The sequence below is a fragment of the Streptomyces sp. genome (assembly GCF_019510245.1).
Classification (GTDB): Bacteria; Actinomycetota; Actinomycetes; order Streptomycetales; family Streptomycetaceae; genus Streptomyces.
The window spans coordinates 77,058-100,682 of record NZ_JAEKKT010000119.1 but is presented as its reverse complement, the minus strand read 5'-3'; the positions used below and the strand labels follow the sequence as shown (position 1 = coordinate 100,682).

The 23,625-nt window shown below is 71.6% G+C and carries 19 protein-coding genes and 2 pseudogenes; 7 read left to right on the top strand and 14 right to left on the bottom strand.

Annotation, left to right across the window (positions count from 1 at the left end):
- Window positions 1–280: 280 nt before the first annotated feature.
- The 7 genes from JF597_RS10585 to JF597_RS10555 all read right to left on the bottom strand — a co-directional run bounded on the left by JF597_RS10585 (window position 281) and on the right by JF597_RS10555 (window position 7,358).
- Window positions 281–1,060, bottom strand: a complete 780-nt coding sequence (locus tag JF597_RS10585) for an ABC transporter ATP-binding protein (RefSeq protein ID WP_293992170.1) — start codon at window positions 1,058–1,060, stop codon at window positions 281–283.
- Window positions 1,053–1,982, bottom strand: coding sequence for an ABC transporter permease (locus JF597_RS10580; protein ID WP_293992168.1), 930 nt, complete (start codon window positions 1,980–1,982; stop codon window positions 1,053–1,055). The genes JF597_RS10585 and JF597_RS10580 overlap by 8 nt, the downstream gene beginning before the upstream one ends.
- A gap of 173 nt (window positions 1,983–2,155) precedes the next feature.
- Window positions 2,156–3,028: a glycosyltransferase gene (locus JF597_RS10575; RefSeq protein ID WP_293992256.1), complete on the bottom strand. Its 873-nt coding sequence runs from the start codon at window positions 3,026–3,028 to the stop codon at window positions 2,156–2,158.
- 8 nt (window positions 3,029–3,036) lie between these two features.
- The gene (locus JF597_RS10570; protein WP_293992166.1) at window positions 3,037–3,780 is read right to left on the bottom strand and encodes a CDP-alcohol phosphatidyltransferase family protein; all 744 of its coding nucleotides are present in this window, start codon (window positions 3,778–3,780) and stop codon (window positions 3,037–3,039) included.
- Between the two features lie 13 nt (window positions 3,781–3,793).
- Window positions 3,794–4,855 (bottom strand): iron-containing alcohol dehydrogenase family protein, encoded by a 1,062-nt coding sequence (locus tag JF597_RS10565; protein ID WP_293992164.1) that lies wholly within the window; start codon window positions 4,853–4,855, stop codon window positions 3,794–3,796.
- A complete protein-coding gene (locus JF597_RS10560) occupies window positions 4,843–5,595 on the bottom strand; it encodes a phosphocholine cytidylyltransferase family protein (RefSeq protein WP_293992162.1) in 753 nt (250 codons plus the stop codon). Before JF597_RS10560 ends, JF597_RS10565 begins: the two co-directional genes overlap by 13 nt.
- Entirely contained in the window at window positions 5,592–7,358 is a 1,767-nt protein-coding gene (locus tag JF597_RS10555) for a DUF5941 domain-containing protein (protein ID WP_293992160.1), read from the bottom strand. Before JF597_RS10555 ends, JF597_RS10560 begins: the two co-directional genes overlap by 4 nt.
- Window positions 7,359–7,783: 425 nt before the next feature.
- Here JF597_RS10555 and JF597_RS10550 point away from each other — a divergent pair, with 425 nt between their 5' ends.
- Both JF597_RS10550 and idi read left to right on the top strand, forming a co-directional pair.
- Window positions 7,784–8,725 carry a cation diffusion facilitator family transporter gene (locus tag JF597_RS10550; protein WP_293992158.1) on the top strand — a complete coding sequence of 314 codons (942 nt, stop codon included), beginning with the start codon at window positions 7,784–7,786 and terminating at the stop codon, window positions 8,723–8,725.
- A 205-nt stretch (window positions 8,726–8,930) separates the two neighbouring features.
- Window positions 8,931–9,524 (top strand): isopentenyl-diphosphate Delta-isomerase, encoded by a 594-nt coding sequence (gene idi / locus JF597_RS10545; RefSeq protein WP_293992156.1) that lies wholly within the window; start codon window positions 8,931–8,933, stop codon window positions 9,522–9,524.
- 27 nt (window positions 9,525–9,551) lie between these two features.
- On the opposite strand, the gene JF597_RS10540 is transcribed toward idi, so the two are convergent.
- Window positions 9,552–10,046 carry an ATP-binding protein gene (locus JF597_RS10540; protein ID WP_293992254.1) on the bottom strand — a complete coding sequence of 165 codons (495 nt, stop codon included), beginning with the start codon at window positions 10,044–10,046 and terminating at the stop codon, window positions 9,552–9,554.
- 245 nt (window positions 10,047–10,291) lie between these two features.
- On the opposite strand from JF597_RS10540, the gene JF597_RS10535 reads away from it, so the two are divergent.
- Window positions 10,292–11,047: an enoyl-CoA hydratase-related protein gene (locus JF597_RS10535; RefSeq protein WP_293992154.1), complete on the top strand. Its 756-nt coding sequence runs from the start codon at window positions 10,292–10,294 to the stop codon at window positions 11,045–11,047.
- Here the strand turns inward: JF597_RS10535 and JF597_RS10530 are convergent.
- Both JF597_RS10530 and JF597_RS10525 read right to left on the bottom strand, forming a co-directional pair.
- On the bottom strand, window positions 11,019–11,669 hold the full coding sequence (locus JF597_RS10530; protein ID WP_293992152.1) for a DJ-1/PfpI family protein: 651 nt from the start codon (window positions 11,667–11,669) through the stop codon (window positions 11,019–11,021). The genes JF597_RS10535 and JF597_RS10530 overlap by 29 nt on opposite strands.
- Window positions 11,670–11,676: 7 nt before the next feature.
- Window positions 11,677–12,168, bottom strand: a pseudogene (locus JF597_RS10525) (helix-turn-helix domain-containing protein); the annotation flags it as partial.
- On the opposite strand from JF597_RS10525, the pseudogene JF597_RS10520 reads away from it, so the two are divergent.
- Window positions 12,168–12,629 (top strand): annotated as a pseudogene (locus tag JF597_RS10520) (hypothetical protein); the annotation flags it as partial. The pseudogenes JF597_RS10525 and JF597_RS10520 sit on opposite strands and share 1 nt — an antisense overlap.
- Before the next feature lie 313 nt (window positions 12,630–12,942).
- On the top strand, window positions 12,943–15,321 hold the full coding sequence (locus JF597_RS10515; protein WP_293992149.1) for a Tex family protein: 2,379 nt from the start codon (window positions 12,943–12,945) through the stop codon (window positions 15,319–15,321).
- 297 nt (window positions 15,322–15,618) lie between these two features.
- On the opposite strand, the gene JF597_RS10510 is transcribed toward JF597_RS10515, so the two are convergent.
- From JF597_RS10510 to JF597_RS10500, 3 genes are all read right to left on the bottom strand, one after another.
- Entirely contained in the window at window positions 15,619–16,095 is a 477-nt protein-coding gene (locus tag JF597_RS10510; protein WP_293992147.1) for a DUF1003 domain-containing protein, read from the bottom strand.
- A 71-nt stretch (window positions 16,096–16,166) separates the two neighbouring features.
- The gene (locus tag JF597_RS10505; protein ID WP_293992144.1) at window positions 16,167–17,813 is read right to left on the bottom strand and encodes an ABC-F family ATP-binding cassette domain-containing protein; all 1,647 of its coding nucleotides are present in this window, start codon (window positions 17,811–17,813) and stop codon (window positions 16,167–16,169) included.
- Window positions 17,814–17,869: 56 nt separating this feature from the next.
- Window positions 17,870–18,892, bottom strand: a complete 1,023-nt coding sequence (locus JF597_RS10500) for an oxidoreductase (RefSeq protein ID WP_293992142.1) — start codon at window positions 18,890–18,892, stop codon at window positions 17,870–17,872.
- 65 nt (window positions 18,893–18,957) lie between these two features.
- On the opposite strand from JF597_RS10500, the gene JF597_RS10495 reads away from it, so the two are divergent.
- Window positions 18,958–19,902, top strand: coding sequence for an FAD-dependent oxidoreductase (locus JF597_RS10495; RefSeq protein WP_293992140.1), 945 nt, complete (start codon window positions 18,958–18,960; stop codon window positions 19,900–19,902).
- A 4-nt stretch (window positions 19,903–19,906) separates the two neighbouring features.
- Here the strand turns inward: JF597_RS10495 and JF597_RS10490 are convergent, their stop codons facing one another.
- Window positions 19,907–21,859, bottom strand: coding sequence for a Xaa-Pro dipeptidyl-peptidase (locus JF597_RS10490; protein WP_293992138.1), 1,953 nt, complete (start codon window positions 21,857–21,859; stop codon window positions 19,907–19,909).
- Window positions 21,860–22,082: 223 nt separating this feature from the next.
- Between JF597_RS10490 and JF597_RS10485 the strand changes: the two genes are divergently transcribed.
- The gene (locus tag JF597_RS10485) at window positions 22,083–23,552 is read left to right on the top strand and encodes a M1 family metallopeptidase (protein WP_293992135.1); all 1,470 of its coding nucleotides are present in this window, start codon (window positions 22,083–22,085) and stop codon (window positions 23,550–23,552) included.
- The last annotated feature ends 73 nt before the right edge of the window (window positions 23,553–23,625 follow it).

The following is a 23,625-nucleotide window of genomic DNA, read 5'->3' as shown; positions in this document are numbered from 1 at the left end:
GTTCTACACTGCCGACCCAATACACACTATTTCGGACACGCCGCCCAGCGGTCCGCGGGGTGGCCCGGCAGAGGGTGTCGCGCATTATCGCCCCAGTTGCCGCTTTCCGGGACCGGTACAGCTTACGTTGTACAACGCATCGAGGTTCGTCGGGGTGTCCCCCAGATCACAACAACACACCGATTGGCGTCAAGATTCCTAAGGCGAGCCCGAGTTGACGTTTCCTTTGCAGACGCGGGCCCCGCCGGAAAGGTTCCGGCGGGGCCTGGGCCGGACGGGGCTACTTGCCCGTGAACTTCTCGTACTCCTTGAGCACCTCTTCGGTCGGGCCGTCCATGCGCAGCTCACCGCGCTCCAGCCACAGGACCCGGTCGCAGGTGTCGCGGATCGACTTGTTGTTGTGACTGACCAGGAACACCGTGCCGGCGTGCTCGCGCAGTTCGCGGATCCGGTCCTCGGAGCGCTTGCGGAAGGCCGCGTCGCCGGTGGCCAGCGCCTCGTCGATCATGAGGACGTCGTGGTCCTTGGCGGCCGCGATGGAGAAGCGGAGCCGGGCCGCCATGCCGGAGGAGTAGGTGCGCATCGGCAGGGTGATGAAGTCGCCCTTGTCGTTGATGCCGGAGAACTCGACGATCTCCTGGTAACGGGCCCTGATGTCCTCGCGGGACATGCCCATGGCCAGGCCGCCCAGGATGACGTTGCGCTCGCCCGTGAGGTCGTTCATCAGGGCCGCGTTGACGCCGAGCAGCGAGGGCTGGCCGTTGGTGTAGACCCTGCCCTTCTCGGCGGGCAGCAGTCCGGCGATGGCGCGCAGCAGGGTGGACTTGCCGGAGCCGTTGGAGCCGATCAGGCCGATCGCCTCGCCGCGGTAGGCGACGAAGGAGACCCCCCGGACCGCGTGCACCTTGCGGACGCCCCGCTCGTCGCCGCGCTTGAAGATGCGGCTGAGAGCGGCCGTCGCGCTGCCCTTGCCGGTCTTGGCGCCGTTGACGCGGTAGACGATGTGCACGTCCTCCGCGATGACAGTGGGGATCCGCTCCCCTGTGGTCTGCTCAGCCACGGCCGTACCGCTCCTCCGCCTTCCAGAAGTACACGAAACCGCCGGCGAACACGACGACGGCCCAGGACAGCGCGACGGCCCAGACGTGCGGCGGCAGGTTCGAGGCGCCGTAGCCGTCGATGAGGGCGAAGCGCATCAGGTCCATGAAGACGGTGGCCGGGTTCACCTGCAGGAGCGTGCGCGCCCACTCCGGCCGGCCCTCCATCATCTTGGTGATCGAGAACATCACACCGGACATGTACATCCAGGTGCGCAGTATGAACGGCAGCAGCTGGGCGAGGTCCGGCGTCTTGGCGCCCAGCCGCGCCACGATCAGGGCCAGGCCGGTGTTGAACAGGAACAGCAGGAACAGGATCGGGACGACCAGTACCCAGGACAGGCCCGGACGGCTGCCGAACCCGACCACCACGGCGACCATCACGATCATCGAGAACAGCAGCTGCTGGAGCTGCTGGAGCGCGAAGGAGATCGGCAGCGAGGCGCGCGGGAAGTGCAGCGCGCGCACCAGACCGAGGTTGCCCGAGATCGCCCGCACGCCCGTCATGATCGAACTCTGGGTGAACGTGAAGGTGAACACGCCGGTGACCAGGAACGGGATGTAGATGTCCTGCGACATGCCCCGGCTGGCGTGCAGGATGACGCCGAAGATGAAGTAGTACACGGCCGCGTTCAGCAGCGGTGTGGCCACCTGCCAGAGCTGGCCGAGCTTGGCCTGGCTGTACTGGGCCGTGAGCTTCGCCTGCGAGAAGGCCAGGATGAAGTGGCGCCGCCCCCAGAGCCGGCGTACGTACTCGGGCAGCGCGGGCCGTGCGCCGCTCACCGCGAGTCCGTACCTGGCGGCGAGCTGCGCCGCCGTGAGGCCTTCGTCGGGCGACGGCACCGCGCTCACCGCGATCCCGCCGTCATGCGTTGTCTCACTCAAGGGTCGGAGCCTTCGTCCTCAGAATCGTCTTACGTTCGTCTTACGGAATTGTGCTACTGGGTGCGACACGTCTCCGCCATCGGACACATTCCCGGGGGCGATCGCGTGCCATGCGCGGCCGTTCCCGCGGCGTGTCCGCACGCCGTACGCGCGGACACGCACCTTCGAGCTTGTCAGATCACCGGGGGACGGCCCAGTCGCGTGAGTTTCCACACGGTCCGCCAGCGCATCGGGCGGCGCGGCCCGCACGGGGTGGTCCAGCCCTCCCGGAAGCCGGCGAACCAGGCGTGCAGGGCCGGGCGGGAGGGGCGGCGCACCAGGGTCAGCAGCAGCCACACCCCGAGGTAGACCGGGACCAGGAGGGCGGGCAGGTTGCGACGGGCCAGCCAGACGCGGTTGCGGGCGACCATCCGGTGGTAGACCGCGTGCCGGGAGGGTGCGGTGGTGGGGTGGTTGAGCACCATGTCGGAGCGGTAGTCGATCATCCAGCCGGCGTCCAGGGCCCGCCAGGCCAGGTCGGTCTCCTCGTGGGCGTAGAAGAACTCGTCCGGCAGGCCGCCGACCTCGGCGAGGACCTGGGTGCGGACGGCGTTGGCGCCGCCGAGGAAGGTGGTGACCCGGGAGGAGCGCATCGGGTCGGAGGCCCGGAGCCTCGGCACGTGCCGACGCTGGGTCTGCCCGGTGTCCGGGTCGGCGATGCGGAAGCTGATGATGCCGAGCCTCGGGTCGGCCGTGAAGGCCTCGCGGCACAGCTCGGCGGTGTCGTGCTCGGCGAGCAGGCCGTCGTCGTCGAGGAACAGCAGTATGTCGACGTCGCGGCCGCTCGGGCCGAAGGCCTCTATGCCGACGTTGCGGCCGCCGGGGATCCCGAGGTTCTCGGGCAGTTCCAGGGTGCGCACGCCGTCCGGCACGTCCGGGACGGGCGAGCCGTTGCCGACGACGACCACCTCGACCGGCTCGCCGTCCTGCTTGGCGACCGAGTCGAGGAGGGCGCGCAGTTCGTCGGGGCGGTTGCCCATGGTGATGACGACCGCGCCGACCTTCAGCCCGGCGCTCACCGCAGCCTGCTCGACGCGAGGACCGAGACCAGGTGCAGCAGGGTCTGGAGCAGCGCGATGCCGGCCAGCACGGCGGTGCCGAGCCGGGTCCAGAAGAGGTCGCCGTGGAAGTGGTCGGCGACGGCGAGCAGCAGGATCAGCAGCGAGGCCTCGATACCGAGGATCAGCCGGTGGAACCGGAACAGGGCGGCGGCCCGGCGGGCCAGCGCCATACCGGCGGAGCGCATCTCGGCGGCGGCCTCCTTGACCACCGGCAGGCCGGCCTGGTGGCGGGCGACGCCGACCAGGTCGGTCTCGGCCTTGATCAGGATGGCGCCGAGCGCGGCCAGGGTGCCGAGGAAGGCCCACAGCCAGTCGATACGGCCGCTGCCGAACAGGTCGGCGGCGCGCAGCCCGAGGCCCACCAGGACGGCGGCGTCGGTGAGGTAGGCACCGACCCGGTCCAGGTAGACGCCGCCCAGCGAGTACTGCTGCTTCCAGCGGGCCACCTCGCCGTCGACGCAGTCGAGCAGCAGGTACATCTGGACGCACACCACACCGAGCACGGCGCCCCAGACGCCCGGCACCAGCAGCGCCGGGCACGCGAGCACGCCGAAGACGGTCATCAGGTACGTGAGCTGGTTGGGCGTGACCCTGGTGTTCACCAGGTAGCGGTCGACCCGCAGGGACACCTCACGCATGTAGAGGCGCCCCATCCAGTGCTCACCGCTGCGCCGGTCCTTGACCCCAGCGGGGTGCACGACCGGACGGAGTTCAGCTACCGATGGCCTTGACATAGTCGACGTAGAAGTCCTTGATCTGGTGGGTCTTGAGGTCGAGGTGTTCGAGGATGGTGTAGCGGCCGGGCCGGGTCTCCGGGGCGAACTCGACGACCCGGACGAACTCGTCCACGGTGAAGCCGATCTCCTCCGGCAGCACCGGCAGTCCGTGCCGGCGCAGCACATCGGCCATGTACATGGACTCCTCGTGGGCCCCGCGCAGGTACATCGCGAAGGCCGCGCCGAGTCCGCACTGCTCGCCGTGGCTGGCGGCACGCCTCGGGAAGAGCAGGTCGAAGGCGTGGTTGATCTCGTGGCAGGCGCCGGAGGACGGGCGGGAGTCGCCCGACACCGACATGGCGATCCCGCTGAGCACCAGCGCCTCGGCGAGGACCTGGAGGAAGTCGTTCTCGCCGATGCCGCCGGGGTGGCGCAGCACCGCCTCGCCGGCCTGCCGGGCCATGGCGGCCGCCAGACCGTCGATCTTCTCGCCGGTGACGCGGTGGGACAGCTCCCAGTCCGCGATCGCCGAGATGTTGGAGACGGCGTCGCCGATCCCGGAGCGCACGAAGCGCGCCGGGGCCTCCCGGACGACGTCGAGGTCGATGAGGACCGCGATCGGGTTCGGCACGCCGTACGACCCGCGGCCCGCGTCGTTGTCGAGGGTGGCGACGGGCGAGCACAGGCCGTCGTGGGCGAGGTTCGTGGGGACGGCGACCAGCGGGAGGCCCACCCGGGCCGCCGCGAACTTGGCACAGTCGATGATCTTGCCGCCGCCGAGGCCGACGACCGCGTCGTAGTGGCCGGCCTTGATCTCGCCGGCCAGCCGGATCGCGTCGTCGAGCGTGCCGCCCCCGACCTCGTACCAGGTGGCGCCCGGCAGGCTCGGCGTGACGCGCTCGCGCAGCTTCGAGCCGGAGCCGCCGCTGACGGCGACGGCGAGCCGGCCGGAGTGCGAGATGCGTTCGTCGGCGAGGACGGCGCCGAGGTCGTCGAGGGCACCCGGGCGGATGTCGACGACGACCGGCGAGGGGATCAGCCGGGTCAGTACTGGCACGCGATCTCCCGTCCCCGGGCGAGGTCGTCGTGGTTGTCGATCTCGACCCACCGGACGTCCCCGATGGGCGCGACGTCGATCCGGAAGCCGCGGTTGACCAGCTCCTGGTAGCCGTGCTCGTAGAACTGCTGCGGGTCGGTCTCCCAGACCGTCCTCAGCGCGTCGGCCAGCTCGGGCGCGGCGTCGCCCTCGATGAGGGTGACGCCGATGTACTCGCCGGTGGCCTCGGCCGGGTCCATCAGCTTGGTGATCTTCGTCATGCCCTTGTCGGCGTCGACGACGACCTTCATCTCCTCGTCCGCGAGGGACTTCACGGTGTCCAGGGCCAGGATGATCCGCCTGCCCTCGCCGCGGGCGGCGAGCAGCGTCTTCTCGACGGAGACCGGGTGCACGGTGTCGCCGTTGGCGAGGATCACCCCGTCCTTGAGGGCGTCACGGCCGCACCACAGGGAGTAGGCGTTGTTCCACTCCTCGGCCTTGTCGTTGTCGATGAGGGTGAGCTTGAGCCCGTACTTGGCCTCCAGGTCCGCCTGGCGCTCGTAGACGGCCTCCTTGCGGTAGCCGACGATGATCGCGACCTCGGTCAGGCCGATCTCCGCGAAGTTGCCGAGGGTCAGGTCGAGCACCGTGATCGAGTCCTCTATCCCGGCAGGCCCCACCGGCACCAGCGCCTTGGGCAGGCTGTCGGTGTAGGGGCGCAGACGCCGTCCGGCGCCGGCCGCCAGCACGAGGCCGATCATGCGGGTTCTCCTTCGTCGTGTACGGCGGGAGCCCCTGCGGACACCCAGAAGCGGATGCTCTCGACGAGCACCAGCCCGGCCACGACCACGGCGAGGACCGTGAGCGCGGCCTGGAACTGCGCGGCGGTGAGCACCGCGGCCAGGACGGTGACGAGCAGCGTCCGCCCTTCCTGCCCCCCGATGGCGCGTACCAGCCAGGCCGGCGGCGCCCCGGCGTCGCCGCGGATGCGGTACACCGTGTCGTAGTGATGGTAGGCGACGGCGGCCACCAGGCCGAAAGCCGCAGGGAGGGCTCCGTTCACCCCGGATTTGCTTGCGAGGACGAGGACGGTGCCGTATTCGGCGGCCCGGAAGAGGGGCGGGACCAGCCAGTCGAGGGCGCCCTTGAGGGGGCGGGCGAGGGCCTGGCCGGAGGCGAGGGCGTAGACGACGGCACCCGCGACCGGGGCCCAGGTCACACCGGAGAAGAGGGACGCGCCGAGAATCGCCACGCCGCCGAGCGCCACCAGGAACGGGGAGCCCCATGCGGCGGGCAGTACACGGGAGACCAGTCCGGCGAGGGGACCGTTGTCCGCCAGGTCGGCCAGTGCCGTCGCCGCCCGGTCGGTACGCTTCGCCTTCCGGGTCAGCGACCGCAGCACCCGCCCGGCCGTGGTGTACGTGGCGGCGAGGGCGCAGCCGGCGAGCAGCACCCAGAAGGTGATCCGCGGGGTGGTGGCGGCCGTGAGGACGGCTATCAGTGCCCATCGTTCGCCGATGGGCAGGACTATCATCCGGCGCACCCAGACCGTCCAGCCGACGCTGTCGAGCCGGTCGGAGAGCGCGGCGGTGGGGCTGGTGTTGGCGGTGGCGTCGTGGTTGGCCTCGTTGAAGGAGAAGTCGACCACGTGCCGGCAGGTCTGCAGGATCATCGCGCCCAGGGCGAGGGCCCACACGTCGTCGCCGCCCCGCGCGGCACCCAGCGCCAGACCGGCGTAGTAGGCGTACTCCTTGGCCCGGTCGAAGGTGGCGTCCAGCCAGGCGCCGAGGGTGGAGTACTGGAGGGAGTAGCGGGCGAGCTGGCCGTCCGTGCAGTCCAGGACGAAGGACGCGATGAGCAGGACGCCGGCGGCGACGAACCCCGCGCGCGTGCCCGTCGCCGCGCAGCTCGCGGCGATCAGGGCGGTGAGCAGCGAGGCGGTGGTGACCTGGTTGGGGGTCAGTCCGCGCCGGGCGCACCAGCGGGCGATGTAGCGGGAGTACGGGCTGATGAAGAAGGTGGTGAAGAACCCGTCGCGGGACTTCACGGCCGACTTCAGGCGTACGGCCTCGTCGTCCACGGCGGCGACGGCCTGCCGCGCCTCGTTGCGGGCCTGCGGGTCGGCGGGGACGGCGGCGACCAGGCTGCCCAGCTCGGGGCGGTGGACGTCGGCGTCCAGGGCGGTGACGAGGTGGTCGACCGCCAGGTCGGTGCTGCCGCCCGCGGCTGCCTCCCGGGCCAGCGCCCGGCTCAGGGCCTGACGGCCGGCGGGCTGGGCGGTGACGGCGCCGGGGATCGCGGCGAGCGGGAAGCGCGGGTCGGTGAGGCCGAGGCGCAGCGCGTGCAGATGGCCGACGAAGCGGGCGTCGACGACGGCGACCCGCCGGCCGTCGGGCACGGCCGCGAGCAGGGCCTCGGTCTCGGCGGTGTCCGACGCCGCCCGCACCTCGAAGCCGAGCTCCCGCAGATCGCTCTCCAGTGACGATCCGGGCACCGGCGGACCGGTGACGATGGCGGTCGACAACCGAACTCACTCCCTGGGTGCCGGCGTCCGGGCGCCGGTCTCCTGCGTGGTGGGGCGTGGTGTGCCTGGTGGCCCCCGGAAAGCATTCGGCAGAGGTTATCGGATGGTGAGGACTGCTTGTTCACCGGCCGTTCACGGCACGGTCGGCCCGCCCTGCCCCTGCCTTTGCCGAGATCATCATCCGCGATCCGGGCCCCGGCTCACAAATGGCGCTCGCAGACCGGACATCCGGGACAACGACGCAGGGCGGCGCGGCCGGTGACCCGTCGGCCCCGGTCCAGCACGCAAAGTAACTGAGGGTGCCCTGACCTGGGGTTCGTTTCCGCAGGTCAGGGCACATGACAACGGTGTTCAGTGCCGCGTTGCCGGATACCCCCCACCCGTAGTTCACTGTCATCCCGGGCGAACATCAGGAGGCGTATCTCATGGGGGCAGGGCACGACCACGGCCACGGGCACAGCCACGCGCCGCCCACCGGCACGGCCGCGGCGGCGTACCGCGGCCGGCTCCGGGTGGCGCTCGCCATCACCCTCGGGGTGATGGTGGTCGAGATCGCCGGCGGCCTGGTGGCCGACTCGCTCGCGCTGATCGCGGACGCGGCCCACATGGCGACCGACGCCCTGGGCCTCGGCATGGCCCTGCTGGCGATCCACTTCGCCAACCGCCCGCCGAGCACCAACCGCACCTTCGGCCTCGCCCGGGCCGAGATCCTCGCCGCCCTGGCGAACTGCCTGCTGCTGCTCGTGGTCGGCGGCTACGTGCTGTACGAGGCGGTCCAGCGGTTCCTCACGCCCGCGGACACGCACGGCGGCCAGATGATCGTGTTCGGCCTGATCGGCCTGGTCGCCAACATGATCTCGCTCACACTGCTGGTGCGCGGCCAGCAGGAGAGCCTGAACGTGCGCGGCGCCTTCCTGGAGGTGGCGGCCGACGCGCTGGGCTCGCTGGCGGTGCTGATCTCGGCCGTGGTGATCCTGACCACCGGCTGGCAGGCGGCCGACCCGATCGCCTCGCTGGTCATCGGCCTGATGATCGTGCCGAGGACGCTGAAGCTGCTGCGCGAGACCCTGGACGTCCTGCTGGAGGCGGCGCCGCGGGGCGTCGACATGACGCAGGTGCGGTCGCACATCCTGGCGCTGGACGGCGTGGAGGACGTCCACGATCTGCACGCCTGGACGATCACCTCGGGGATGCCGGTGCTGTCGGCGCACGTGGTGGTCCGCTCGGACGTGCTGAGCGCCATCGGCCACGAGAAGATGCTGCACGAGCTGCAGGGCTGCCTGGGCCACCACTTCGACGTGGAGCACTGCACCTTCCAGCTGGAACCGGGCGGGCACGCGGAGCACGAGGCCCGGCTCTGCCACTGACCCCGTCCCGCCCGGGGTCCCGGAACGCAGCGCTCCGCACTCCCCCGGCGTCCTTGTGTTCGAGACCCCCGGACGGTTCCCTCCCGCACCCGTAGGGCACGATCAAGTACCGGGTCCCTCTTCCGGCGTGCCCCGCGCCGGGAAGTGCCGGGAGTGTCGGATTCGTACGGCAGACTTGGTGCGAAGACCGAGGCGAAGGATGGGTATGCCGATCACACCTGCCACCGCGACGCACAGCACGTCGGAAGGGACCGCAGACGCGATTTTCCTTGAACTCGTCGACGAGAAGGGTGTGACCATCGGCACCGCGGAGAAGCTGGCCGCGCATCAGCCCCCCGGGCAGCTGCACCGGGCGTTCTCCGTCTTCCTCTTCGACGAACACGGCAGGCTGCTGCTCCAGCAGCGGGCCCTGGGCAAGTACCACTCCCCCGGTGTGTGGTCCAACACCTGCTGCGGCCACCCCTACCCCGGCGAGGCGCCCTTCGCGGCGGCGGCCCGGCGGACCTTCGAGGAGCTGGGGGTCTCCCCGTCGCTGCTCGCCGAGGCGGGCACGGTCCGCTACAACCACCCGGACCCGGCCTCCGGCCTGGTCGAGCAGGAGTTCAACCACCTGTTCGTCGGCATGGTGCAGGCGCCGCTCGCACCGGACCCGGCGGAGGTCGAGGCGACCGTCTTCGTGACGGCCGCCGAGCTGGCCGAGCGGCACGCCCGGGACACCTTCTCGTCCTGGTTCATGACCGTGCTGGACGCGGCCCGCCCGGCGGTCAGGGAGCTGACGGGCCCGTCCGCCGGCTGGTGAGAATCCGCACGGAATCTTCGCGAGGCCTCACGGCAGCGTCGCGGGTTTGAGCGGCAGGGCGGCCCAGATCACCTTGCCGCCACTCGACGTGTGCTCCACGTCCACGACCCCGCCCGCCTCCCGGGCCACCTCCCGCACCAGCAGCAGCCCCCGGCCGCCGGTCTGCCCGTGGTCGGCCTCCAGGGCGGTCGGGCGGTAGGGGTGGTTGTCCTCCACCGACACCCGCACCCACTCGGCGCCGACGGCGACCTCCACGGCGAGCACCGGCGACAGCAGCGCCGCGTGCTTGACCGCGTTGGTGACCAGCTCGGAGACGATCAGCAAAAGCCCGTACACCAGGTCCTCCGAGACCGGGACGCCCTGGCGCTGGAGCAGGTCCCGTACGGCGCGCCGCGCCTGCGGGACCGAGGCGTCCACGGCGGCGGCGGTGAACCGCCAGATTCCTTCGTACGGCAGCGGATCCGGCGGCGGAGCGCCGCCTCCCTCTGGACGCGGGTCGTGCCCGCGCCCGTGGTTCTCCATCGTCCGGTCGCCACCCTCGCGCTCGATTGTCACCACACGTCGAGTGTTGGCAACGACCCCCTCCACTCCGGAGGACTGAACACAAGTCAGCAAATATCGAGCGGATCTGACCGTTGGCGTATGACAACGTCAGTTGTGGAACGACTCTTGCCCTCCTCGGTGCCGACTTCGCGAACTATTCGGGTTGTACGGGTATGAGAACTTTCCGAGGTGGACGAGTGCGGGCGCGGATACCATCCCGCACTATGGAGCCCCGTCTCGACCACCAGGTCGGAAACGCCGTTGCCACGGTCGTCATCCGCAACCCCGCCAAACGCAACGCGATGACCGCGCAGATGTGGCGCGCCCTCCCGCCGCTCCTCGACACCCTCGCGGCCGACCCCGCCGTGCGGGTCCTCGTGCTCACCGGCGAGGGCGGCACCTTCTGCGCCGGCGCCGACATCTCCACCCTCCGGGGCTCCCCCGCCGAGGCGCAGTCCCTCGCCGTCGCCGCCGAAGAGGCCCTCGCCGCGTTTCCCAAGCCGACCCTCGCCGCGGTGCGCGGCCACTGTGTCGGCGGCGGCTCGCAGCTCGCCGCCGCCTGCGACCTGCGGTTCGCGGAGGAGGGCGCGCTGTTCGGGGTGACACCGGCCAAGCTCGGCATCGTCTACCCGGCCGCCTCGACCCGCCGCCTGGTGTCCCTGGTCGGCCCGGCCGCGACCAAGTACCTCCTCTTCTCCGGCGAGTTGATCGACACGGAGCGGGCGCTGCGCACCGGTCTGGTCGACGAGGTGCTGCCGGAGGGCGAACTGGACAAGCGGGTGGCCGAGTTCACCAGGATCCTGGCCGCCCGCTCGCAGCTGACGCAGGCCGCCGCCAAGGAGTTCGCGAACGGCCGCGCGGACCGGGACGCGCACTGGGCGGAGCAGGCCCGCGGCAGCGGCGACACCGCCGAGGGCGTCGCCGCGTTCCTGGAGCGGCGCGAGCCGCGGTTCACGTGGGCGATTCCGCCCCGAGGATGAACCGGCTCATCGAGCGGAGCAGGCCGACGACCTCGGCGGGCGCCTTCCGCGGGGAGCCCGCGTCGTAGGGCGGCTGCGGGTCGTACTCGATCCCGAGCTGGACTGCCTGGGCGACCGCGTCCCCGGAGATGCGGCCGACCAGGGCGAGACCCATGTCGATGCCGGCGGAGACACCGGCCGCGGTGACGTACTTGCCGTCGGTGACCACCCGCTCCCCGGTCGGCTCGGCGCCGAACCCGCGCAGCTCGTCGAGGGCCAGCCAGTGCGAGGTGGCGCGGCGGCCTTCCAGGAGGCCGGCGGCTGCGAGCAGCAGGGAGCCGGTGCAGACGGAGGTCGTCCAGGTGCTGGTGGTGTCGACGGTGCGGATCCAGTCCAGGAGGGCCCGGTCCGTCATCCGCGCGGTCTGGCCGGGGCCGCCGGGGACGACCACGACATCGGGGTGCGGCACCTCGGCGAAGGTCTTCCCCGCGGTCGGGGCGAGCTGCCCGTTGTCGGTGCGGACGGGGCCGGTCTCCTCGGCCACGAAGACGATCTCCGAGCCCGGGATCCGGCTCAGGGTCTCGTAGGGCCCCACGGCGTCGAGGGCGGTGAAACGGTCGTAGAGGGCGATCGCGATCTGCATGGCTCTCCTAACGGGGCGGGCCTGCGGTGGCCGGGCTGAACCTGCGCCGGTATTCGGCGGGGGTCGTGCCGAGGACCCTGAGGAAGGCGCGGCGCATCGCCTCGGGCGTGCCGTAGCCGCTGGCGCGGGAGACGCCCTCGACGCCGTCGCCGGTGTCCTCCAGGAGCCGGCGGGCGTGTTCCAGCCGGACCCGGTCGACGTAGCGGCCGGGCGTCGTCCCGGTCTCGGCCTGGAAGGCGCGGGCGAAGTGCCGGGGCGAGAGCGCCGCGCGGGCGGCCAGGGCCTCGACGCTCAGGTCGTCGTCCGGGTGCTCGGTGATCCTCCCCCACTGCCTGAAGGGCGTGGGAGGTGCCCCCAGCTGGACCTCCCGCAGCGGTGCACGCTGTGCGGTCTGGGCGGCGAGCTGGGCGCTGAACTGCGCCTGGTTGCCGGGCCTGCGCAGGAACACCACCAGGTGCCGGGCGACGGTGAGCGCCACGTCCCGGCCGAGGTCCTCCTCCTCTGTACGCCGCCCATGCCGACCTGCCGGTGCCCGAGGAGCCCCACCTCGCCTACTGGTACGCGGCCACGCTGCTGCGCGAGCACCGCGGCGACGGGCACCTCGCGGCGCTGCTGGCGGCCGGTCTCGACGGGTTGGAGGCGGTCGTGACGCACACGGCGACCGGCAAGGGCATGGCCCCGAAGTGGGTGTTCGCCACGCGTGGCTGGAGTCAGGACGACTGGGACGCGGCGGTGACACGGCTGCGGGAACGCGGCCTGCTCGACGCGGCGGGCGAGCTGACCGAGGCGGGGGTGGCCCTGCGGGCGGAGATCGAGACGGAGACGGACCGCCTGGACCGGGCGCCCTACGAGCACCTGGGGGCCGACGGAGTCGCCCAACTGACAGAACTGGCGGCGGACTTCGCGCGGGCGGCGGTGGCCGCGGGGGCGTTCCCCGCGGACCTCCTCGGCAAAGGGTGACGCAGCGGGGGCCAGGGCAGCGTCGGGGTACGCGGCCGACTGGACACCGCCGGACGGCGCCGCCGGGGCCGAGCGCCGCTGCGGCGGATCGCGGGAAGCGGACGGATCGCCGGGAGCGGGCGATCGAGGCGGGAACGGGCGATCGAGGCGGGGGCGGTTCGTTCGGCTGATTCATTCAGGTGTGCGACCGGATCCCGGGTGTGCGACGGATTCGTGGTGAGTCCGTGTCGTGGAACGGCGCCCTGGGGCCCGGTTGTCGGTGTCACCTGCCACAATTGCGGCGCAACCTCAGTGGAGAAGGCGGTACGGGATCGTGACGACACCCGGGTCCCTGGTTCCAGGGTCCATCGAAGGCAGGATCGCCGAGGAGCTCGGCGTACGGGAGCGGCAGGTCAAGGCTGCCGTGGAGCTGCTCGACGGCGGTTCGACGGTGCCCTTCATCGCCCGCTACCGCAAGGAAGCAACCGAGATGCTCGACGACGCGCAGCTGCGCACGATCGAGGAGCGGCTGCGTTACCTGCGGGAGCTGGAGGAGCGGCGGACGGCGATCCTGGAGTCGGTGCGGGAGCAGGGCAAGCTCACCGCCGAGCTGGAGGCGCAGATCCGGGGCGCCGAGACCAAGGCGCGGCTCGAGGACATCTACCTGCCGTACAAGCCGAAGCGGCGCACCAAGGCGCAGATCGCGCGCGAGGCCGGTCTCGAACCGCTGGCCGAGGGACTGCTCGTGGATCCGGGGGTGGAGCCGCTGGCGGCCGCCGCCGCCTTCGTCGACGCCGACAAGGGCGTCGCCGATCCGCAGGCCGCCCTCGACGGGGCCCGGGCGATCCTCACCGAGCGTTTCTCGGAGGACGCCGACCTGATCGGCGAGCTGCGCGAGCGCATGTGGGTGCGCGGCCGGCTCGCCGCGAAGGTGCGGGACGGCAAGGAGGAGGCGGGCGCGAAGTTCGCCGACTACTTCGACTTCGCCGAGCCGTTCACCGAGCTGCCCTCGCACCGCATCCTGGCGATGCTGCGCGGTGAGAAGGAGGAGGTCCTCGACCTCGTCCTGGAGCCGGAGGAGCCGACCGAGGGCCCGTCCTCGTTCGAGGGGATCGTCGCCCACAGGTTCGGGATCGCCGACCGGGGCCGGCCGGCCGACAAGTGGCTGTCGGACACGGTCCGCTGGGCCTGGCGCACCCGCATCCTGGTCCACCTCGGCATCGACCTGCGGCTGCGGCTGCGCACGGCCGCCGAGGACGAGGCGGTCAACGTGTTCGCGGCGAACCTGCGCGACCTGCTGCTCGCCGCCCCGGCCGGGACCCGGGCGACGCTGGGCCTGGACCCCGGTTTCCGGACCGGTGTGAAGGTCGCCGTCGTGGACGCCACCGGCAAGGTGGTCGCCACCGACGTCATCTACCCGCACGTCCCGGCCAACAAGTGGGACGAGGCGATCGCCAAGCTGGCCCGGCTCGCCAAGGAGCACGCGGTCGACCTGATCGCGATCGGCAACGGCACGGCGTCCCGCGAGACCGACAAGCTCGCAGGTGAGCTCATCACCAGGCACCCGGACCTGAAGCTCACCAAGGTGATGGTGTCCGAGGCCGGCGCGTCCGTGTACTCGGCCTCCGCCTTCGCCTCCCAGGAGCTGCCGGACATGGACGTGTCGCTGCGCGGCGCCGTCTCCATCGCCCGCCGCCTCCAGGACCCCCTCGCGGAGCTGGTGAAGATCGACCCCAAGTCGATCGGTGTCGGCCAGTACCAGCACGACCTGTCCGAGGTGAAGCTCTCGCGCTCGCTGGACGCGGTGGTCGAGGACTGTGTGAACGGCGTGGGCGTGGACGTCAACACGGCGTCGGCCCCGCTCCTCGCCCGGGTCTCCGGCATCACCTCCGGGCTCGCCGAGAACATCGTGGCCCACCGCGACGCCAACGGCCCGTTCACCTCCCGCGGCCAGCTGAAGAACGTGGCCCGGCTCGGCCCCAAGGCGTACGAGCAGTGCGCGGGCTTCCTGCGCATCCGCGGCGGCGACGACCCGCTGGACGCGTCGAGCGTCCACCCCGAGGCCTATCCCGTCGTACGGCGGATGGTGAAGACGTCGGGCCAGGAGGTGGCCGCGCTCATCGGCAACACGGGTGCGCTGCGCTCGCTGCGGCCGTCGGACTTCGTGGACGAGACGTTCGGTCTGCCGACCGTCACCGACATCCTCAAGGAGCTGGAGAAGCCGGGGCGCGACCCGCGTCCGGCCTTCAAGACGGCCACCTTCAAGGAGGGCGTCGAGAAGATCTCCGACCTGTCCTCCGGGATGGTCCTGGAGGGGGTCGTGACGAACGTGGCGGCCTTCGGCGCGTTCGTCGACGTCGGTGTGCACCAGGACGGCCTGGTCCACGTCTCCGCGATGTCCAAGACGTTCGTCAAGGACCCGCGGGACGTGGTGAAGCCCGGTGACATCGTCAAGGTGAAGGTCCTCGACGTGGACATCCCGCGCAAGCGGATCTCGCTGACGCTGCGGCTGGACGACGAAGCGGCGCCGGCCTCCGGCGGTGAGCGCCGACAGCAGCAGCGGGGTGGCGGCGGGCGTCCGCCGCAGCAGCGACAGCAGCAGCGGCAGGGAGGCGGCGCCCGGCAGGCTTCGGCGCCGGCTCCGGCGAACAGTGCCATGGCCGATGCTCTGCGCCGGGCCGGGTTGTTGGGCGGTCGGGACGGGAAGCGCTGACGAGCCCTTCCGGAGGTGGTGGGGAGCTGCGGTCCGTAGTGGCTGGTCGCGCAGTTCCCCGCGCCCCTTCGGCTCGGCTGTGCCTCCCGGTGTGGCCTCGTACCCCGAATCGCGTGGACAGCCAGCCGGTGATCCCGAGACTGATCCCATGACTGGACCAGACTTGAAGGCCGATCTCCGGACGTATCTCCAGGACGCGCGTGACGTGTTGGTGTGGAAGCTGGAGGGGCTCGGCGCACAACCCCGCTCCCCGCATCTCCCCCTGCGACGACAAGCTCGACGCCACCGCCTGAAGGATCACGTCTCCTGCGGCGGCTGGGCGGTGCCGTTCATCCGAGCGCGGTTCTCCGCGAGGAGCTCCTGGACGTGCCGTTCGACCTCCGCGGGATCGACGCCGAGGGCCCGCCCCATGTGGATGGACCACACCTCCGAGCGCACGTTGGTCTCGAAGTCGAGGTCGGCACGGACGTTCTCGCGGGCGGCCTGCCGGTTCTGGCTCACCATCACGAAGGTGGACAGGAAGATCGCCTCCAGGCTGACGATCATGGTGAGCAGGCCGAAGGGGAACGGGTCCCAGATCGCTCCGTCGCCGAACACGCCCTCGTTGCAGACGATCCAGACCGCGAACCACAGGGCGTGCAGGTAGACGAAGGTCATGGTGCCGGCGAAGGCGGTGATCGCGTCCGCGATGCGGTCCTGGGTGCCGCGCAGCTGTGCGAGGACGTCCTGTTCGTTCGCGATCCGAAGGGCCGGCCGCTTCGGTGATGTGCTCATGGCCACTCTCCTGGCAGGTGTCCAGCGGTGATCGCAGCGGCGGAGCCGCATATCCGTAGAGCTCCGCGCCCCTACAGGGGCGCTTCCGTCACCTTTCCTGCCGCCACCTCCAGGCGGCGGGTGACTCGGACCGCGTTGAGCATGCGGCGGTCGTGGGTGACCAGGAGGAGGGTGCCCTCGTAGGTGTCGAGGGCGGACTCCAGCTGCTCGATCGCAGGGAGGTCGAGGTGGTTGGTGGGCTCGTCCAGGATCAGGAGGTTGACGCCCCGGCCCTGGAGGAGGGCGAGGGCGGCGCGGGTGCGTTCGCCCGGGGAGAGCGTGGCCGCCGACCGGAGCACGTGGTCCTGTTTGAGACCGAACTTGGACAGCAGGGTGCGGACTTCGACCGGTTCGGTGTCGGGTACGGCCGCGCAGAAGGCGTCCAGCAGGGACTCGGTGCCATGGAAGAGCCTGCGGGCCTGGTCGACCTCGCCGACCAGGACGCCCGGGCCGAGGGCCGCGTGCCCGCTGTCGAGCGGCACCCGGCCCAGCAGCGTGGCGATCAGCGTCGACTTGCCCGCGCCGTTGGCGCCGGTCACCGCGATCCGCTCCGCCCAGTCGATCTGGAGGGACACCGGGCCGAAGGAGAAGTCGCCGCGCCGTACCTCCGCGTCCCGCAGGGTGGCGACGACGGCGCCGGAGCGCGGCGCCGCAGCGATCTCCATGCGCAGCTCCCACTCCTTGCGGGGCTCCTCGACGACCTCCAGGCGCTCGATCATGCGCTGGGTCTGGCGGGCCTTCGCGGCCTGCTTCTCGCTGGCCTCGCTGCGGAACTTGCGGCCGATCTTGTCGTTGTCGCTGGACGCCTTGCGCCGGGCGTTCCTGACGCCCTTGTCCATCCAGGAACGCTGCATCTGGGCCCGGTCCCGGAGGGCGGCCCGCTTGTCGGCGTACTCCTCGTAGTCCTCGCGGGCGTGCCGGCGGGCCACGTCGCGTTCCTCCAGGTAGGCGTCGTAGCCGCCGCCGTAGAGGTGGATCTGCTGCTGGGCGAGGTCGAGTTCGAGCACCTTGGTGACCGTGCGGGTGAGGAACTCGCGGTCGTGGCTGACGACGACCGTGCCGGCGCGGAGGCCGGTCACGAACCGTTCGAGGCGTTCCAGGCCGTCCAGGTCGAGGTCGTTGGTGGGCTCGTCGAGGAGGAAGACGTCGTAGCGGGAGAGGAGCAGGGAGGCGAGGCCGGCGCGGGCGGCCTGGCCGCCGGAGAGGGCCGTCATCGACTGGTCGAGGTCGACGGCCAGGCCGAGGGAGTCGGCGATCTCCTCGGCCCGCTCCTCCAGGTCGGCGCCGCCCAGGTCGAGCCAGCGCTCCAGGGCGGTGGCGTAGGCGTCGTCGGCGCCCGGTGCGCCGTCGACCAGAGCCTGGGTCGCCTCGTCCATCACGCGCTGCGCCTCGGCGACCCCGGTGCGCCGGGCGAGGAAGGCACGGACGGTCTCGCCCGGCCGCCGCTCCGGCTCCTGGGGCAGGTGGCCGACGGTCGCGGTCGGCGGGGAGAGGCGCAGTTCCCCCTGGTCGGGGGCGGTGAGCCCGGCGAGCAGCCGCAGCAGGGTGGACTTGCCCGCGCCGTTGGCACCGACCAGACCGATCACGTCGCCGGGCGCGACCACGAGGTCGAGCCCGGAGAAGAGCGAGCGGTCGCCGTGCCCGGCGGCGAGGTTCTTGGCGACGAGGGTGGCAGTCATCAGAACGCCGATCCTAATGTGCGGGGCTGCCCGACCTCAGCCCTGTTCTCCCCCGGTCAGCGCTCCAGCGCCGCCACCAGCACGCCCCCGGAGGTGCGGGCCACGACGAAGGAGCCGCCCTTGGCCGCCCTGCCGTCCAGCGCGATGCGGTGGAGGCCGGGTTCCAGGACGCCGTCGAAGAGTTCGTGGGTGCGGGGCCGGGCGAGACGGTCGAGGCGGTACGCCGTGAGCCGTACCCGGCAGGGCGAGGTGACCTCGATGCCGGCGGTGCCGTCGGCGGCGGCCAGTCCGGCCAGCCGGCGCTGCGGGAGCGGGCTGCGGTCGAGGGCGTGCTCGATCTGGGCGACGAGGAGCGGGACGATCGGGGCGAGTCCGTCGACGTGGGCCACCGCCACGCCCGCCCGCTCGAACGCCCGGCGTACGGCGGTCCGCTCGGCCTCGGCGACCGCGGGGCCGAAGACGACGGCCGCGTAGCCGCGGAGTTCCTCGGCGGGGACGCCGTCGGCGTCGCGGGTGATGTCGGCGCCGATGCCGATGGTGCGCAGGGCGGCGGCCAGCTTGGCGAGGAGGGCGACGCGGGCGCCGATCAGCAGCACCCGGCGGCCGGGCGGCGGGCCGGAGTCCGCCAGGAGCGCGCCGAGGGCGTCACGGTACTCGGGGCCGTGGAAACGGAAGGGGCCGATGCCGTGGTAGCCGTTGAGCTCCAGGTCGGCGTGTTCGGAGGTCTGCCAGGCGAAGTCCCGCCAGACGTAGTCGTCGCCGTCGTGCTCGATGACCGCGGTGACCGCGCCGCAGGCCAGGTCCTCGCACTCGGGGCAGCCGTAGACGACGTACCGGCCGTCGGGCAGCGGGGCCTCGGACTCCAGCAAGAGGCTGCGGACCTGGGCGGTGAAGATCGCGGGCGGGACGTCGGAGGCGAGTGGGGAGACGGCGTCCAGGTCGGAGAGCTGGAAGAGCAGCGGGTGACCGTCGACGACGAAGTCCACGAAGTCCCTGTGGAGCTGGTAGCCGCCGTCGGCGAGGACACCGCCGGCGCGCATCGCCGGGGCCAGGCCGAAGGTCGCGTATGCGGCAGACATGCTGTGAGTATCCCCAGAGCGGGACGATCTGAGCGCGGCATGACATATTCCGCTAACGTCACGGTGTGCAGCCTGAGCTGAGTGACGAAGTGATCGTGGTCGGCGGCGGGGTCGTCGGACTGACCACGGCGGTGGTGCTGGCCGAGGGCGGGCGCCGGGTGCGGGTGTGGGCCCGGGAGACCGGCGGGCGTACGACCTCGGCGGTCGCCGGCGCGCTGTGGTGGCCGTACCGCATCGAGCCCGAGACGCTGGTCGGGGAGTGGGCGCTCGCCTCCCTTGTCGTGTACGGGGAGTTGGCGACTCGGCCGGAGGAGACGGGCGTACGCCTGGTCGAGGGCGTACACGGCGGCCTGCGGCTGGACGGGCTGGGCGCGTGGGCGGCGAAGGTGCCGGGACTGGCCGAGACCGACGAAGGCCTGGCGGCCCGGCTGCCGTTGATCGACATGCCGGTCCATCTGGGCTGGCTGCGCCGGCGGTTGGAGCGGGCGGGCGGGACGGTCGAGGAGCGGGCGGTCGCGGCGCTGGGCGAGGTGCCCGCACCGGTCGTCGTCAACTGCACCGGGCTCGGGGCCCGTTCGCTCGTGCCGGATCCGGCGGTGCGTCCGGTGCGTGGGCAGCTGGTCGTGGTGGAGAACCCCGGGATCACCACCTGGTACACGTCCGACGAGGTGGCGGGGGGCGCCTCCGCCTACTTCTTCCCACAGCCCGGCGGGCTGCTGCTCGGGGGCACGGCGGAGGAGGACGCCTGGTCGCTGGAGTGGGATCCGGAGGTCGCGGCCGGGATCGTGGCGCGCTGTGCGGCGGTCCGGCCGGAGATCGCCGGGGCGCGGGTGCTGGCGCACCGGGTGGGGCTGCGGCCGTACCGGCCTGCGGTCCGTCTGGAGCACGGACTCCGGCCGGACGGCGGAGTGCTGATCCACAACTACGGGCACGGCGGGGCCGGGGTCACCGTCGCCTGGGGATGTGCGCGGGAGGCGGCCGGGCTGGTGGACACCGGCCCGGCCGCCTGAGCGGTCAGCTCGCGGGGACGCGCTGGACGGCGCGCGGGGCGCGGACCCCGTGCAGGGTGGCCGCCTCGGGCGCGGTCCACCGGGTGGCGGTGGCGCGGGCGAACGCGGCCGCGCCGCCGGCCAGCGGGACCCTGGCCGTCGTACGGGACAGGTCCACGGTGAGCGTCGGGGTGGTGGACGGCGGGTCGATGAGGTCCTTGTCCGTGCCTGCGACGATCAGTGCCAGGCGGTGGCCCCTCGGTACGACGTGGTCGGTGGCCGCCAGGTCGAGTGTGATGGTGTAGGCCTTGCCCGGCGTGAGCGGGACGCCCTTGCCGGGGTCGGCGTAGGTGCCGAGGTCGGCCCAGCCGCGGCTGAAGACGGTGTAGTCGACGGACTTGGTCTTTGCCGCGGTCTTCAGGAAGCAGGCGCTGTCACCGGCGGTGCTCTCGCCCCAGCAGGTGCGGTCGGTGAGGGTGGTGATGCCCTCGGCGGCGTCGGCGTAGTCCCGGACGGTGTCCGGGCCGACGTCGACCAGGACGGCGGTCAGGTGGGCCGTCGAGGTGGTCGGGGTGGCGGTGACGGTCACCTTCGACGAGCCGGACAGCCGCAGGTCCCGGGTGAGCGGCGCGGTGAGGAAGCCGGCCTTGTCCGAGGTCGGGGTGGCGAGCTGGGCGGCCCAGTCGGTCTCGCTCTGCCGCGGGTCGTCCGTGAAGGTCTCGGTGCCGGATCCCTTGCGCAGTCCGAGGGTGCCTACGCCGGGCCGGGTGCCGGTGGCGGGGTGCAGGGTGGTGGTCTTCGTGCCGCGCGGCGGCCAGACGGAGGAGGTCACCCACTGGTCGGGGTGGCGCTCGATGTCGGCCATCGGCTGACGGTCGATGCCGTTGTCGTAGCCGAGGAGTTCGTGGTCGAACCAGCGGTGCAGGGTGTCGACCCAGGCGCCGCGCCGGTAGTCGAAGGGGTCGACGTGCCCGGTCTGGGAGAGCCAGATCTTGCGCTCGACACCGTTCCTGGCCAGGGCGTCCCACCACTGGCCGAAGTGCTTGGTGCGGACGTTGAGGTCCTGCATGCCGTGCACGAGGAAGACGCTCGCCTTCACCTTGGAGGCGTCCTTGACGTAGTCGCGCTCGGTCCACAGGCCGGTCCAGTCGCCGCTGCGCGGGGCGCCGTCGACCAGCTTCTGCTGGACGGCACCGCACTTGGCGTAGGCCGCGTCGCTCTCCACGGCGCCGGCCAGCCAGTCGGGGCCCGAGTCGTAGAGCGGGGCGCCCTGGGCGAAGTAGTAGTCGTACCAGGAGGAGATGGCGCTGATCGGGACGATCGTCCTGAGTCCCTTGACGCCGGTGGCGGCCACGCCGTTGGCGATGGTGCCGTCCCAGCTCTTGCCGATCATGCCGGTCTTCCCGTTGGTCCAGGTCGCCTTGACCGTGGTGGTGCCGGTGCGGCTGCGGTAGGCCTTCGCCCGGCCGTTCAGCCAGTCGACGACGGCCTTCGCGGACTGGATGTCGGAGCGTCCGCCGACGTCCACGCAGCCGTCGGAGCGGTTGGTACCGGCCAGGTCGACGCCGACGAAGGCGTAGCCGCGGGGGACGAAGTAGTTGTCGTAGAAGAGCGGCATCTGGACGACGTCGCCGCTCGCGTCGTACGTCTTGACCTGGCTCTCGTTGCCGCGGCCGCAGCAGGAGTAGTAGGGGCTTGCGTCCATGATGACCGGCACCTTGCGGCCCTGGGCGGCGGGTTCGGCGGGGCGGACGACGTCGGCGGCGACCCGGTCGGTCTTCCCGTCGCCGTCGGAGTCGAGGCCGGTGTCCACCCAGACGGCCTCGCGGATGGCGTTCGCGTACGAGTAGACCGGTCGGCTCTCGCGCGGGGCGCCGGCGGCCTGGGCCGCGGCCGGGGTGAGGAAGGCGGCGATCAGGGCTGCGACGGCCGCGACAGCGAACGGTCTCCAGATCGTGAAGCGCGTGCGTTTCGGCATGCGGCGGACGCTACCCCGGTCAACTCCTGTGCAGAAGGGGGCATCTGGGGGATCGTCAGGACTGATTGCGGCCGAATGGCGATCGTGTGACAGGAGGTGCCATGGACAGGCCGGGGGGCACAGGGACTGAATAGGCTCCGGACAGTTTCGTGCTCCATCGACTTGGCGCGGCCCGCCGCGGTGTGGCGGACGCGCTTCGGCCCCCTACCGATCTGGAGTTCTCGTGCACCGCAGAATCCTCGCGCCGGGCGCCCTCGCGGCGGCCTCCCTGCTGCTGGCGATCCCGGCATCGGCCGCGAGTTACAGCCCCGGCGCGCCGGGCATCGGCGACCCCTACTACCCGTACTACGGCAACGGCGGTTACGACGTCTCCCACTACGACCTCCGGTTGCAGTACCAGCCGGCCACCGACGAGCTGGCCGGCACGGCGACGATCCTGGCGCGCACCACGCAGGACCTGTCCAGCTTCGACCTGGACTTCCTGCTGGACGTGAGCGAGGTGCGGGTCAACGGGGTGAAGGCGGGCTTCGCCGCCTCCGGTCAGCACGAGCTGGTCGTCACGCCCAAGTCGCCGCTGGCGAAGGGCACGCAGGTCACGGTCGTCGTCCGCTACAGCGGGGTGCCGTCGACCAAGAGCGCGTACGGCTTCGACACGTGGCACCGCACGCCGGACGGGGCGGTCGCGGCCGACGAGCCCGAGGCCGCGTGGTGGTGGTACCCGAGCAACGACCACCCGCTGGACAAGGCGACCTACGACGTGTCGGTGGCCGTCCCCGACGGCACCCAGGTCATCTCCAACGGCCTGCTCCAGTCGACGAGTTCGCAGCGCGGCTGGACCCGGTACAACTGGCGGCAGAACAAGCCGCAGGCGACCTATCTGACGACTCTGGCGGTCGGGAAGTTCGACATCACGACGAGCACTTCCGAGGGCGGCGTGCCGGTCGTCAACGCCTACAGCAAGGACCTCGGCGACAACGACGGGGCGGCCCGGGCGAGTGTGGAGCGCACCGGGGAGCTCGTCGACTGGCTCTCCGGCTACTTCGGGCCGTATCCCTTCAGTTCGGCCGGCGGGTACGTGCCGAACACCACCACCGGGTACGCGCTGGAGACGCAGACCCGTGTGTACTACAGCCCCAGGCAGTTCGCGAACGGCGCCAACACCTCCGTGGTCGTCCACGAGCTGGCGCACCAGTGGTACGGCGACGACGTCTCCCTCAAGGGCTGGAAGGACATCTGGCTCAACGAGGGGTTCGCCCGCTATGCACAGTGGCTGTGGTCCGAGCACGAGGGCGAGGGCACGACGCAGGAGCTCGCCGACTACGTGTACGCGTCGCATCCGGCCGACGACGCGTTCTGGACGGTGAAGCCGGGGGATCCCGGGCCCGACGACCAGTTCGACATCGCTGTCTACGACCGGGGGGCGCTGGCGGTCCAGGCGTTGCGGAACGCGGTCGGGGACGACGCGTTCTTCGCGATTCTGAAGGGGTGGCCGAGGGAGCACGCGTACGGGAACGCGTCCGTGGCCGACTTCGAGGCGTATGCGGAGAAGGTGTCGGGGAAGTCGCTGTCGGGGTTGTTCGACGCGTGGCTGTTCCAGCCGAGCAAGCCGACGGCGCCTGCGTTCAGGGCGGCGGTGGCTCCGGTCCAGCCGAAGTCGTGGAAGCGGATCGAGGCTACGAACGACGTGCACTGAGCAGGTGCCGGGTGCGGTGGGTGGGGGGCTGCGGGCCGGTGATGGCCGGTCGCGCAGTTCCTCCCCCAGCCTT